Source organism: Metabacillus sp. Hm71 (genome assembly GCF_051842955.2).
Taxonomy (GTDB): Bacteria; Bacillota; Bacilli; order Bacillales; family Bacillaceae; genus Metabacillus.
Genome location: NZ_CM200278.1, coordinates 579,848 through 594,585, shown reverse-complemented (window position 1 = coordinate 594,585; position 14,738 = coordinate 579,848). Strand labels below are relative to the sequence as shown.

At 37.8% G+C, this 14,738-nt stretch carries 11 protein-coding genes; 1 reads left to right on the top strand and 10 read right to left on the bottom strand.

Annotation, left to right across the window (positions count from 1 at the left end; genetic code table 11):
- Nucleotides 1-160: 160 nt before the first annotated feature.
- Nucleotides 161-1,840: a pectate lyase family protein gene (locus ACSVDH_RS02955; protein WP_439253141.1), complete on the top strand. Its 1,680-nt coding sequence runs from the start codon at nt 161-163 to the stop codon at nt 1,838-1,840.
- Nucleotides 1,841-2,383: 543 nt separating this feature from the next.
- Here the strand turns inward: ACSVDH_RS02955 and ACSVDH_RS02950 are convergent.
- The 10 genes from ACSVDH_RS02950 to ACSVDH_RS02905 form a co-directional block, all read right to left on the bottom strand.
- Nucleotides 2,384-3,799, bottom strand: a complete 1,416-nt coding sequence (locus tag ACSVDH_RS02950; protein WP_439253140.1) for a sugar porter family MFS transporter — start codon at nt 3,797-3,799, stop codon at nt 2,384-2,386.
- Nucleotides 3,800-4,285: 486 nt separating this feature from the next.
- Entirely contained in the window at nt 4,286-5,314 is a 1,029-nt protein-coding gene (iolG, locus tag ACSVDH_RS02945) for a bifunctional inositol 2-dehydrogenase/D-chiro-inositol 1-dehydrogenase (protein ID WP_439253139.1), read from the bottom strand.
- 24 nt (nt 5,315-5,338) lie between these two features.
- Complete coding sequence (locus ACSVDH_RS02940) at nt 5,339-6,319, bottom strand: sugar phosphate isomerase/epimerase family protein (protein WP_439253195.1); 981 nt, start codon at nt 6,317-6,319, stop codon at nt 5,339-5,341.
- A 567-nt stretch (nt 6,320-6,886) separates the two neighbouring features.
- Complete coding sequence (locus tag ACSVDH_RS02935; RefSeq protein ID WP_439253138.1) at nt 6,887-7,915, bottom strand: LacI family DNA-binding transcriptional regulator; 1,029 nt, start codon at nt 7,913-7,915, stop codon at nt 6,887-6,889.
- Nucleotides 7,916-8,169: 254 nt separating this feature from the next.
- On the bottom strand, nt 8,170-8,310 hold the full coding sequence (locus tag ACSVDH_RS02930; RefSeq protein WP_439253137.1) for a hypothetical protein: 141 nt from the start codon (nt 8,308-8,310) through the stop codon (nt 8,170-8,172).
- Between the two features lie 276 nt (nt 8,311-8,586).
- The gene (locus tag ACSVDH_RS02925) at nt 8,587-9,507 is read right to left on the bottom strand and encodes a DMT family transporter (protein ID WP_439253136.1); all 921 of its coding nucleotides are present in this window, start codon (nt 9,505-9,507) and stop codon (nt 8,587-8,589) included.
- Between the two features lie 71 nt (nt 9,508-9,578).
- On the bottom strand, nt 9,579-10,706 hold the full coding sequence (locus ACSVDH_RS02920) for an NAD(P)/FAD-dependent oxidoreductase (RefSeq protein WP_439253135.1): 1,128 nt from the start codon (nt 10,704-10,706) through the stop codon (nt 9,579-9,581).
- A 209-nt stretch (nt 10,707-10,915) separates the two neighbouring features.
- Nucleotides 10,916-11,863 carry a sugar ABC transporter substrate-binding protein gene (locus tag ACSVDH_RS02915; RefSeq protein ID WP_439253134.1) on the bottom strand — a complete coding sequence of 316 codons (948 nt, stop codon included), beginning with the start codon at nt 11,861-11,863 and terminating at the stop codon, nt 10,916-10,918.
- Nucleotides 11,864-11,888: 25 nt separating this feature from the next.
- Nucleotides 11,889-13,913 carry a PAS domain S-box protein gene (locus tag ACSVDH_RS02910; protein WP_439253133.1) on the bottom strand — a complete coding sequence of 675 codons (2,025 nt, stop codon included), beginning with the start codon at nt 13,911-13,913 and terminating at the stop codon, nt 11,889-11,891.
- Entirely contained in the window at nt 13,879-14,736 is an 858-nt protein-coding gene (locus ACSVDH_RS02905; protein ID WP_439253194.1) for a CheR family methyltransferase, read from the bottom strand. Before ACSVDH_RS02905 ends, ACSVDH_RS02910 begins: the two co-directional genes overlap by 35 nt.
- Nucleotides 14,737-14,738 lie beyond the last annotated feature (2 nt).

The following is a 14,738-nucleotide window of genomic DNA, read 5'->3' as shown; positions in this document are numbered from 1 at the left end:
AGATAACTTATGATAACTATAGAAAGCGTTTTCATTGCAACAAGCTTTCTAAATCAAAGGGGTGATCACATGGGATGAAGAGGAAGACGTTTTTGTTGGGCTTAAATGATTTGGATCTTATTAGGAGATTAAACAAAAAGCACTTACAAGGGGGAATATGATGAAATTTAACAAGGCAATCATCTGGTTATTGGCACTTTCTTTTCTTACTTCATCGTTATTATTGGGGGGAATCCAAGTAACAAAGGCGGCAGTTATTGATTCAATACCCAACACAACAAGAGATTTTAAGGAATACGACAATAGTTTTCTATCTGTAACAGGTTTTGCATCATTAGGAGTTCATGACCGAAGCAAATTTACAGGAACCTCTTATTATCGTAAAGTAAAAACGGAAAGAGAGTTTTTGCAGGCAATTTTGGATGCTAAAAGTGGTAATGTGAAAGTAATTGAAGTAGCAAGAGATATCAATTTAGGATGGAAAGAATTAAATCTTAGTTCAGAGGAAGCTAAGAAGTATAATTTTGTAACAAAATATCGTGATCCAATGAACGGATTCACTAATCCAACGTTAGCATCATCTGGCGTTTCACAATTAAGTATTTCTGATGTAGATGGATTGACGATTTTTTCAAAGCAAGGCCAAACAATTAGACATGTAGAATTGAAATTGCAAAGATCAACGAATGATATTGTCATAAGGAATTTGAATTTTGATGGAATGTGGCAATGGGATGATACCGGAAATCATAAAGAAGTAGGCTGGACTTTTATTAAGGTTAATGGTGCAAATAATGTTTGGATCGATCATTGTAAATTTTCCATTGCTGCGGATGGATTAATCGATCTTGAAAATGGCGCCTCCAACGTAACGATTTCATGGTCCGAATTTGGATTACAGGCCAGTGAAAATCCGGCACTTGATAGTGATATATACAAATCCATTATGTATATGGAAGAAAAATATACTGCAAATGCACTAAGCTCTGATAGTGTATATCATAAGATGCGCAGTGCCGGTGCTACTAAAGAACAGATCATGGCTTATGCAGCTTATCACAGTAAAGTCCATTTAAATGGTTCAGGAGATAAAGACTATGTGAATTATGTGAGTAGTAGTGGAGATGTGATAAAGGATGGCAATCAAAGAATCCGGTTAACCCTTGCCTATAACCGTTATACCAATATTGGGCAGAGAGTACCAATGATCCGTCAAGGTACTGGTCATATGTACAACTGTTACCTTGATAACTCAACTCATGATGATGTATTAGAAAATGTAAGTGCCATCGCTGATTACGGCACTGATACTCTGTCACGGGCACTTAATGCAAGAAATGGAGCTTCTATTGCAGCAGATACTTGTGTATTCCATGACATTAACGAGCCAATTACAGGTGCTGAGATTCAAGGATTAGATACTAAAAACATGGATGAACAATGGGCTGAGTTATTTCAAAGCGCTTATAACAGAAATTTAATTGTTAACTCCCACATAACTAATAAATATGGGACTTATACAGGAAGCAGCTGGGACAATAATGGTGAAAACCTCTTTAATAAAGGTTTTACATGGCATAACAAATCTACCATAGGAAATTGGGCATGGTCTTCACATATTGTGGGAAGTGAAAATATGAGTAAAACAAATCCGCCGACTGAGCCATTTACTTTCGAATATAAATATGATGAGAAGCTGCCTTATACTTATTATGTACTCCCTTTAAACAGTGTTGTATCAACGCTTAAACAATTTGCAGGAGCAGACAAAGTTGAAATGGATCCAGAATATTGGTTAAAAACATATTATAGTTCTGAAACAGATCTAATTGAAGAGTGATGTTCTCCCTTTTCCGCGATTGTCCCTTTAGTGGGCGTTATCAATAATGGTTATGCTTCAAAAGGCAGCAAAATATTATATTTAGGTTAGTGAAACAGTTGAAAATTAAAGGACCATACATATTTTCATATCTAAAATGTGTGGTTGGTAATATGAAATAAAGTTAAAACACCTAATAAACCCGTATTTTTCGGTAAAAAAGAAGAATCCTTTTTGAAAAAAAATCGATCAAAATGGATTCTTCTTTAGTAGTTTTAAAAAAGTTATCATTTTCTACCTTCGCTCTTCAACAATCATGCCCTTTCGGAATAACAAACAAATGATATCATTTTTAAAATTAAATTCTTCTTTCACAAAAGTATCCAGTTAAGTAAATAAGCCAGTATCCGTTTTTCTGTTCATTAGCTTTATTATTTATGATAACATGTCCAATATTGTTTGTTGCAGTATTAATTGCCCAAACTTTAATTTGAGTAGGTTGCACAGTAGGCGCTTACAAAAAGTATGAGTAATTAGCTCCATAACAAGCTAGCTACAATACTGTTACTTAGCCTCTTCCATCATTGCCTTTTTACCAACACCTCGATCATCGTAGGTACGGAAATAATGTTCTAGCTCCTCAAGTGTACGTCCCTTAGTTTCAGGCAAGTATTTCTTCACAAAAGCTAGGGATACAAACCCTACAGCCGCAAAGATGAGGAATGTTCCAGACAACCCGATCTTTTCGAGTAATACTGGAAACGACAAGCCAATAAAGAAATTCGTAATCCAGAGGAAAAAGACGCTAACTCCCATGCCGAGACCTCGCAAACGTAATGGGAATATTTCCGAAAGCATGACCCATAATACAGGTGCAATTGCTCCCTGCATGAAAGCTAGAAATATAACCGTCAAGGCAAGCATAATATACGGAAGTGCCGCAGACCCTTTAAGAATAAATGATAGTATCCCCATAAGCAAAAGTACCGTCGTCGTCCCTGACAGACCAGTTAGCATCATTGGTCGACGACCAACCTTGTCAAGGAGCCAGATTCCAACGAAAGTTGCCAAAACAGAGATCAAACCATTGGCAGTATTGCCGATAAGTGCAGCGGACGTTTCGAAACCAGCATCTCTAAGGATTTCAGTTCCATAGTACATAATAGCGTTGACACCCGTAATTTGGGACACAACAGCAACCCCAATTCCGATAAATACGATACGGCGCATCCATGGTATGTTAAGATCTTTAAAACTTGCTTTTTCCATCCCTGACTCTTTAGCTAAAGCTGCCTCAATTTGCTCGAACTCCGATTTAGCCTTTTTTTCCTCTCGTATCTGTCTCAATATGTTTAATGCATACTCATTTTTCCCCTTTGAAACAAGCCAACGTGGACTCTCCGGCATTCTAATCATACCAAAGAATAGAAAAATCGCTGGAAGCGCTGATATGGCCAACATATATCTCCAAACATGAACGTTATCAGCCATTGTGTTACCTAAGATAGCATTGAAAACGAAAGCCAAAAGTTGACCACCAACAATCATCAGTTCGTTCTGGGTAACCATACGGCCCCTACTCTCTGCAGGTGACATTTCTGCTAAATAGGTCGGAACCGTTACCGACGCACCACCTACAGCAAGCCCTAGCAAGAAACGAAAGATAATCATAACAGTAGCGTTCGGAGCGAGAGTACATCCTAGTGCAGCAACAAAGAACAACACTGCAAGATAAAGAATATTTTGGCGACGCCCACAATAATCGGATATGCGGCCCCCGAACACTGCACCCAACGCAGCCCCAAAAAGAAGTGAGCTCGCAATGAGACCTTCAGTGAAAGAGTTGAGACCAAGCGCTTCAGACATAAATGGTAAGGCACCATTGATGACACCTGTGTCGTATCCGAAAAGAAGCCCACCGAATGTCGAGATAACGATAATGGTACGTAAAAATGAATTTTGATTTCCCTGTTTACTCATGTCAATTTCTCCCCTTTTCATTTAAAAATGAATAAGCTATTTTTTATCAAAGTATTTACAAGTCAAGCATTTTTTGATGGATCAGGCGTTGCTCGATCTTTTCCAACTTCCCCAATTGTAATTTTTCAACACTTTGACATTATAATAATTTGAATTTTCACACTTTTTACTCGAATAGTGTTTGTATAACGCTTACATTGTTGGTTAAAAAATTTTTATGGAGGAGATTCAAGATTAATTGTTTAGTAAGTCAGTTAAATTCACCAACAATTGTTACTGATTAAAATGTTTTCTATAGTTTACAATCATCTATAGAAAACATTTTAAAATTTTACTAAGTAACGATTATTCCTGAAAGGGATTTTCAAAAAAATCATGTTAGACATTTAGCTTGTTTTATTCTATCAAAAAGGTAATTGATTGCTCTTATAACTTTATTTATCACGATGTAAACAAGCTTTCTATCTTTCAAAATGATATTAGAGCTTACTGTAACACATATTGTTTACTGTAAAATGCAGGGCGCTCTGGTATAGAAATTGGAACGATCTGACCCGTATGCTTAGCTTTAACGCAAGCATCCACCGTTACTGCTACAACATAACCATCCCAAGCTGATGGTCCATGCATTTCGCCTTTTATTGTAGAATTAATCCATTCTTGGAGTTCAACATCATAGGAATCAATAAAGCGATCTTTCCAATCTACTAGAATATCAGTTAAAAGCTTTGCTTCACTGCGTATAAGGACACTGGATGGTTCAGGTAAATTGGCTATACCTGTTTCTCCAACAACTTGGCATTGAATATCATATCCATATTGGCAATTCACAAATATTTCCGTATCAATTCGTATTCCTTGTTTAGTTTCCAGTAAGACCATATGAGGATCCTGTAGTCCTTTCTCTGCAAGACGCGTGTTTCTAGGAAGGATTACCTGAGCAGAAACATAATCGTCATTGAGTAACCACCGTAAAACATCAATTTCATGAACAAAAGAATCAGTAAGTGCCATATCAGCAGTATAAGAACTAGGAACCGACGGATTTCGGTGTGCACAATGCACCATTAACGGTTCACCAATCTTTCCATTATCAACCACATTTTTCAATGCACGATATCCCTTATCGTAACGTCGCATGAAGCCCACTTGAACCAATTGCTTACCAGATGCAACCTCAGCATCAACGATTCTCTTACAACCCTCGGCAGTTATAGCAAGTGGCTTCTCACAGAATACCGGTTTACCTGCTGCAATGGAAGCTAACACAAATTCCTCATGTGTAGGACCCCAAGAAGTTACAATCACAGCATCAACCTCAGTTGCATTAATAACATCCAGTCCATTTTCATATACCTTTGCATCCAGATTTTCGTTTTTAACAACAGCATTTGCTTGTTCAGCATTCACGTCTGTCACCGCAACAATCTTTCCGCCTGATAAATTGTTTGTAATTCTGCGAATATGATCTTGACCAATAGCACCTGTACCGATTACACCTATTTTTAAAACCATAAAATATATACCTCCTAATTTTATTTATTGATTAACAAGTGAGTGATCACTTGAGTTTCTTTTCTCAAAATCTCTAGGTAACGCTTCCTTAAGAACATTCATCGATTTTTTAACACCTGTAAGTGGGTCCATTGTTAAATCTTCCATTTCAAGAACGACTGGTCCCTCATAGCCCATCATTTTAACTACCGTAAAGAATTCCTTCCAATAACTAACGTCATGTCCATGTCCCAGTGCTACATAATTCCATGAACGGCTGGAAAAACTCTCCATCGGTTTCACATCGATAAGGCCATGTGCATCATTTACTCCTCTTTCAATCCTCACATCTTTAGCATGAACGTGGTACATCGCACTTCCTAATGTTCTTGCTGCTGCGATCGGATCGCCGCCCATCCAAAATAAATGGCTCGGGTCAAAATTCATGCCAACCATGTCTCCAACTTCATTTCTTAATTTAAAAAGGGTTTCTGGATTATAAACTAAATTAAAACCAAGATTTTCAATAGCAATTTTTTGGACACCGTATTCTTTCGCAACTTTCACAGCTTTTTCCCAGTATGGGAAGGCCACTTCATTCCATTGCCATTCCAGCGTTGCAAAATGAGGAGGCAAAATAGGATGTGTCAGCCAGTTAGGTGTTATATCATTTGGTCCTCCGCTGGGACAACCAGACATCATGACAATCGTTTCTACTCCTAAAAGGCCTGCAAGCTGAAATGTTTTTTTAACAACAGCTTTATGAGCTTCTCCCTCTTCCGTCGGTTCGAGTTGATTTCCTGAACAGTTCAATGCGGCAATTTCAAGTCCTCTACTTTTAATAGCATCTAAAAATTTCTCGCGTTGAATGGTACTCTCAAGCAATCCATCTAAATCAACATGCGGTGCTTTAGACCAATTACCGCAGCCTAACTCTAAAGCTTCAATCCCTAACTCAACACATGTATCAAGCATTTCTTCGAAAGGCATGTATCCCAAAATATCAGTAACTAAACCAGTTTTCATCATATAAATTCCTCCTTGGATAAAATTTCACCTAACCGTAATTTTATTAATACTATCAAAACACTTTGCAATTTTAGACAAAGTACAAAGTTAGCATTATACCTATCAAAATATTCTTTTACATTATAAAGATATATATCTAATTACATTCATGGTTGATCACTTCGAAAGATAGTGTTTACTTTGAGTTGAAAATCAATGATCTTGCCAATGAAATCGTCTCACTCATCGCAAACTCAATCCACAATTAATCAACTTTTCATTATAGAAAACACTTACATTTTTACAGGCTAATTAATGCGATATTAGCGCAGCTCTCAACATATTTGAGTGCTAAGTCCTTTCCTATTCCCTTTTGCAGCCCTGTTATGTTTTTTCTTTCAAACTATGTTCCATGATTATGTCCTCCTATGTATATTCAATTTACGCATACGATTGCATTAATTGCAAAAAATAAAAAATGGGTTAAGTTACTGTTTTCACTCTATTTCCCATGATTATCCTCTTAAGTATCTATATTTTTACGCATACGATTGCGTTAATTGCAAAAAAGAGAAAAAGGGATAGTTAAGCTTTTCCCCCGCAAGATTCTCTTATGACCAATGAAGGACTAATTTCTAGTTTTTGTTTCATGGTCGATGTTGAATTTAGTTTCTCTATTAACCGTTTACATGTTAATGTTGCAATTTCTTTTGTAGGTTGATGAATGGTTGAAAGGTATGGTTTATAGAATGTACATAATTCAATATCATCAAATCCTACCACGGCTATCTCATTAGGTACCTTAATATCGAGTTCCTTTAATGCTAAGATTGCTCCTTGTGCCATCAGATCATTCTGAGCAAAGATAGCGGTCACATCTTTTATAATTTCTATGTTATCCTTTATCACTCGGTAACCCGAATGGAAAGTCGTGTCCCCATAAAATAATTTATCACCATCATACTCGAGATCATGATCCTTGAATGCTGCTTTAAAGCCATCAGTCCGTTGTTGAAACTCGCCACCGATGATATTAGCTGAAATGCACATGATGTTCCTGTGACCTAGTTTAATTAAGTGATCACCCGCAATATACCCACCTTTATACTGGTCTACACAAACAAAATCTACATCCTTAGTTTTATAAAAGGGCGGTAAATACTTACAGAAGATAAAAGGAACTTCATTTTTTTCCAGGGTTGCTATTGCTTTATCATCTAAAGACGGCTCCATAATAATCAGTCCATCTACTTTCTTTGCAGCAATGAATCTTTCGATATTATTTTGTTTTGTAAACCTATTCTCAAAAAATGAGATAATAACATCCATTTGCATCCGTTCTAGACTTTCAATAATTTCATTCTGCCATGAGCTAAAGTACACTTCTAAACCCTGGCCAAATAAACTCTTAGGTAAAATGACACCTATTGTACTGGTTTTATTCGCACTTAAGCTTCTTGCATGTGCATTAAATTGAAAGCCATGCTCTTGTGCAATTTTTAAAACCTTTCTCTTAGTTTTCTCTGAAATCATTGGACTGTCATTTAAACATCTGGAGACGGTAGATTGACTTACATTCGCCATTTTTGCAATATCCTTTGTGGTGATTGCCATAATAGCCTAATCGCCTCTTTATTATTTATTTTTATTTGACTACGCATACGTATGCGTTATGTGTTATTAGTTTATAATATTCAGTTAATTACGTCAATAAAAAGTTCATTTTTTTCCATGTTACAAAAATACAATTGCGGATAAATTATTTTTAGTAAAAGGGCTGAATCATTTTCTATAGATTAGAATATCTATTTAGATTCATAGTCATTAAATCATAAAAAGGGGTTTTTTGAAAAAGGCAAGCAATCTCATTATGAATTCCTTACCTTTTTATATTGTTTATATGGGGTAGTATAAGTTTCATCTGTAAAACAGTATATCGCCTTTTCATGAAGCACCTTTTTAACATTATGAAAGACATGAGAATTAGTCGCTTCATCTTTATAATTCATGCTGCCACTCCTCTTATCTGGACATTTAAAAATATAAATCTCCATTACGTTTAAACTCTAAAAATATGGCAATACTGTTTTTATACTTAAGAGATTGTGAGGTTAATAAAAATGAAAAATGTGTTGCCTGCTACTTTTTTAGTGTTTTTTACATTTGTTGCTTTCGGTTTATATTTTCTTTATCAGTTAGGGATTTTTACGATTAAGGTTATGGTGTTAACGTTATAGAGGATTTGAACGGTTCAAATAAAGCAGCGGTTAGCTGCTTTATTTTATTTATTTCATACTCTCACTTACCTGAACAGGGATGTGTTTGCGCTCTGTTGCAATCCAGGCAAGGCCAAAAATAATGACAATCCCGCCAATAATTTGCGTAATTAAAATTGGTTCATTGAAAAAGAACGAACCAGTAACTGCTGCGGAAGCTGGGACAAAATATCTGTAAAAATTCGCTTTTGCTGCCCCTACTTTATTCATCGATACATTCCAGATCACAAACGCTGCAACCGTACAGAGAAGAACATTGTAGGCGATCGCTCCCCAGACACCGATCGTAAACTCAGTCCATTGAATTTCCTGCCATCCGCCTATTGTTACTGGCGTTAGAAAGATGGAGCCAAATAAGATACACCATGCGGAAACACGCAATGGGGAATATTTCGTCATTAAAGGCATACAGGAAAGATTATACAACGCACCGATAAAGCTGATCGCAAGGGCAAGCATATTCCCCAGCATATATTGTGAGCTAAAATCAAAGCCATCCTCGCCACCTAAAATAATCAGTACAACTCCAACTAATGCAACCAATCCGCCTATTGCCAGCCTTGGTGTCATGACTTCCTTTGTAAAGAACGGAGCAAAGAGTGCAGCAAAAATTGGCCATGGTGCAACATTTAATAGTGAAGCGTTCGCAAGAGTAGTATATTTAATTGAATACATGACTAATATTTCTAAAAGGGTAACGCCAAAAAAACCGATGATTGCGAGCTTAATAAGGTCGCGTTTTTCAACTTTAACGCTTCCTTCGGTCCATTTTAAAATGCCAAATAATATCGGCAAGGCTAACCCAAATCTAAGAAATACAAATATCTCTGGGGAAAAAACCTCCATCGCAAACCGTGATATGCCAAAATTGACACCCCATATGACAGCAACGAGGATCAGTCCTATGTAATACACTTGAGTTGATTTCATCTTTTATTCCATCCTATTCTTCTGCCAGCTGAATTTTTGTTTTGTAATTAATAAAATCAAAGCCAGGCAAGTTACCGCCCGGCCTCATCACCAATCGCTCCCTTGATATCATAGAGGGATAAATCTAGCTCCAATTGTTTCTCCATCGCAAGTTTCGCCAGTTCTGCACCAAGATATGGTCCGCTCGTCAAACCTGATGCGCCTAAACCGTTTGCAAGCAAGACTCCTTTGACACCTGGGAGCTCCCCAATAACAGGTAAAAAACCTGGTGTGAACGGTCTAAACCCTACTCTTGTTTCAAGCATCGTACTTTCGGCTAAACCTGGGGCTACCGTTAATGCCTTTTGAAATATTTCGTTCAAACCTCCTGCTGTTACTCGGTAATCCATGCCGGCCTCATCCTCATGTGTTGCACCCACCACTATTCGCCCAGTTTCAAATGCAAGAATATACTGGTTATTTGGCGGCATCACAACCGGCCAGGTGCTTGTGTCCGTATCAGGCATTTCGAGGTGGACGATTTGCGCCTTTTGTGGGGTTACTAAAAAATCAATCCCGATCGATTGAAGAAGATTTCTAGACCAAACACCACCAGTCACAATCACCTTATCTGCTTCTAAGATTTCGTCCTCAATTGCAACCCCGAGAACCCGGTCCTGTTGATGGATCAGGCTTGCATCCCCTTTTATAACAACGGCACCATGCTTGATTGCACCATTAATGAGAGCATCCCGAAGAGCCCTTCCATTTACCCGTGCACCTCCGCTCACAAAAACAGAACCATATTCCTCAGCAATCGGAGGAAACATCTCTCTTGTTTCAGCGGGTGACAAAATGGTAATTTCACCAATTTCAGGCGCATCTTCCCGTCTCTTTCGCGCACGCTCTGCCATTTTTTCCAGCTTCTCTGCATCTGAATGTAAACTTATGGCTCCTACTCGCTTATAGCCCGTTTCTGTTTCACCATCTGCTTCTAATTGTGTAATCAATTCAGGATAGTATCTTGCTCCACCCTTGACCAGCTTGTACCATGCTTTGTTGCGGCGCTGTGTTAACCACGGGCAAACAATCCCGGCTGCTGCATCTGTCGCTTGTCCCTTGTCAAAACGATCGACTAATGTAACCTCGGCTCCTGATAAAGCAAGGTGATATGCGGTGGATGCGCCAAGAATGCCAGCTCCAACGACCATTATTTTCATCTATAACACCTTTTTCGTTTTATATCTCACCGCTAAATTATATAAAATTTTTAAAGCGCACTCAATTTACTATATCCTTTTTTTAACGATTAGCCTTTCCCAATTGATAAAATGATTTGGAATGCCTACTTCTTATCCCCTGTTGATTGGCAAAATAAAATCCCTGCAACCAAGCAAGGAAAACGAATCTTGTTTATCAAATTCTTAACCTATTTTAATATTTTATTTAAAAACTCCCGTCTTTCCTCTGCATGCTCTTTGATGAGGATATCAACACCACTATCGATGTTTTTTTCAACTTTTTCACCCTTTGTCACGTTCACTGCCGCACCAACGCTTAAATACCCCATATCATAAGGATTTTGTGCCACTGAACCAGGAATTGTACCCTCTACAATTAACTCAAGCATTTCGGTAATTCCATCTGCACCTGTAACCGGCATTTTACGTCCATGCTCCTTTATAACCTTTAATGCATCCAATGCTGTTGTGTCATTTGAAGCAATCACACCTTCAACAGTCGGATGATCCTTTAAAATCTTTTCCATTGCGTTTCGATTTTGCGTTGAGCCATTTAATTCTGTCATTTGTGCAACAATTTGAATCCCTGCCGCTTCTAAACTCTTTTTGGCACCTCTTAATCTGTCACCAGAAACAGGACTGCTCATATCTCCGCCAATCAGAGCTGCATGATCTCCCGGCTGAAGCTGGGATGCTAATAATTCTCCTGCCTTTTTCCCTAAATCAAAGTTATCTGTGCCAATATAGGCTGTTTTTTGCGGCCACGGATCATCGGTATCTAACAGCATGACAGGAATATCAGCATTTACAAACTTCTCCAAAGTAGGGATAATTTCTGCCGGAACAATCGGGGAAACAACTAATACATCCGGCTTTTCATTAAGAACTGTTTCCAATATGGCGACCTGTTCTTTAATTGTTCCCTCCAAAGGCGCCATTATTTTTCCATCTACACCAAAGTCCTTAAACCCCTTTTCCGTACCCGCTTTCAGAATTTCCCAATACTCGGAGTTTAAATCCTTAAAAACAACAACGACTTTTGGCTTTTCATCAGCAAATGATTTTGTTATAAACCCAATAATAATAGCAGAAAAAAGTATCGTAATCAGAAAAAGTAATTTGCGGTTTTTAACCATTACATCCTCCCCTCTCTGTAAAGTCTCACGAAGAAATACCCGACCTATCACCGGATTGATTAAAACGAACAGAGAAAACGGTCCCTTGGTCTCCTGTTTCAATATCAATTTCAGCATCATGACGTTCAGCCACACTGTAGCATATTGCTAACCCCAGCCCTGTTCCTGTTTCCTTTGTTGTAAAGAAAGGCGTTCCAATTTTATCCATGATCTCAGGGCTAATGCCTGTACCTTCGTCCTTAATTTGCAAAATGACAGACTGATTTTCTGTAAACGTTTTTATTGTAAGCTTTCCGCCTGCTGACATCGCATCAAGCCCATTTAAGGCAATATTTAAGATAAGCTGGCGAATTTCTTTTTGATCTAAAAAAATCTCATAACATTCACCTAAATCAAGAAAGATATGCTTACTTGCCCTCAAAGCTTCTGCTTGAATAAGCGGTGATAATGCTTCAATAATCGTATTGAGGTTTTGCTTCTTCTTGACACTGACTTTGTTTTTTGCCAAATTGAGAAATTCTGTTATGATCGAATTTGCTCGATTTAATTCTTCCAGCATCAAATCCACGATCTCTTCAGGTAATTTGCTGCTATCATTCCTTGTTACTTGTAAAAATCCGTGAACCGTTGTCATCGGGTTTCGTATTTCATGGGCAATTCCTGCGGCCATTTCACCAATTAAATTCAAACGATCTAATCGGTACATCTCCTTTTCCAAGTGAACCCTTTCGGTAATATCCGTTAATACAATTAGCGCACAGCGTTCATGGTGGATGTCAATCATTTCAGTAGACAACAGCCCAGCACGAATCTCCCCTCGCTTTGTTTTGTAGTTGATTTTTTTGTTGCGAATGACTTGTTCAAGATCAATCATTTCATCCGTCTCATCCACAAACTTTTCGATATCAATCTTTTTATTGACTAATTCCTCATAACAATAACCAGTGAAATTTACCCAACTGGCATTTACATCAATGAAAACTTCCTGTTTCAGTGAAAAAATCGCCATTAAACAAGGACTTGATTCAAAGATCTTTTTGAATCTTTCTTGTGAATGGTTTCGTTCTTCAATCTCTTTTTGCAGCTTTTCATTTGCCTGCAAAAGCTCTAATGTTCGTTCCTCCACAATATGCTCCATATCATGAAGCCTTTGCTTTTTTACTTCCTCGATTTGCTTTCGTTCTGTCACATCTCGTATTGTGCAAACAAAAATCTGTTGATCTTCCACTGTTGCTTCGCCAATTTGAATATCTGCAGGAAAATAGCTTCCGTCCTTCCGCAATACATAGGACTCAATAATCTTGCCTGCAGCCTGTTTGATGGAAGAAAAGATTGAAAATGTAGATTCATTTTCTTGATCACTTCTGACCTTGAGAAACAGCATGACAACATGTTTTCCAATCAACTCGTCAGCTTCATAGCCAAGCATCCCTTTTACAGCCGGGTTCACCGAGATGATAAATCCTTGTTCATCAAATGTGACAATCGTATCGCTGATGGTTTCGCCAATCACCTTTGCTAACGCCTCAGTACGACGCAAATTTAATGTAGTCCGGTCAAGCTTTTTATTTACTTTGATTAATTCGTCAGTACGCTCTTGATCCGTTTGAATAATCGTTTCTTCGTGCTTTTGATGGATTTTAACGAATTGTTCTATTTTTTGTTTAAGAGTTTCCGGATGAAAAGGTTTAAATATATAATCAATCGCTCCCACTGAATACCCTTGTTGAACATGCTCGATATCTTGACTGATGGCCGTTATAAAAATAATCGGGATATGTCTTGTTTTTTCCCTTGCCTTAATAAGCTTTGCTGTTTCAAAGCCGTTTAATCCGGGCATTTGTACGTCGAGCAAAATAACAGCAAAATCATACTTAAGCATACATTTCAACGCTTCTTTTCCTGAATTTGCACTGACCAGGTTATAGTTTGGAGATATGAGGACGGCTTCCAATGCGAGAAGATTTTCTGGATGGTCATCCACCATTAAAATATTAACCTTTTTTGCAGGTAAACTATTTAATTTTTCGATAGATTTTTTCTGGTGCATCAAATTCTCCGTAACAGTTTTCATAGCTTGTAAACTTTATCCCCTCTCTTTTACCTAGTCCAAGAAAACCAGATAAGCTTAGGCTATCGTACAATAGCTTATGAACTTTATTTTGAAGACTCTTATTAAAATAAATTAAGACATTTCGACATATGATGATGTCAAATTCGTTAAAGGAATGATCTGTTACTAAATTATGCTGGGCAAACACGACGTTTTTTTGCAGAAAAGAATGGAAAAACACCTGGTCGTCCACTGCCTTGTAATACTCTGAAAAGGCTCTTTTCCCTCCTGCTTCAAAATAGTTTTTCGTGTAGCGCTGCATTCCATCTAACGGAAACGTGCCCTTTTTTGCCTTTTCTAGAATGTCAGCATTTATATCTGTAGCAAAGATTCTCGATTTTTCATACAGTCCCTCTTCATGTAAAAGAATCGCCATCGAGTAAACTTCTTCACCGGATGAACAGCCGACATGCCAAATGCGAATCTCAGGAAAATCCTTAACAATCGGAATCACCTTTTTTCGAATCGCCAAAAAGAATTCAGGATCACGGAACATTTCCGTCACATTGATCGAAAAGTCCGATATCAGCCTCTCCATGGCATTATGGTCCCGCAAAACCTTTTCCTGAAGGGCTGATATACTAGAAAGATTCTCTTTACTCACTCGATGACAAATTCTCCTTTGAATGAATGGAGCTGCATAATTTCGAAAATCGTATCCATAATAGCGAAATATCGCTTCTAAAAGTAACTCTATTTCAATTTTTTCGATTTCATCTAAATCGGTTTTTGCAGAGGTGATTGGAAATAGGTTTGTAATGT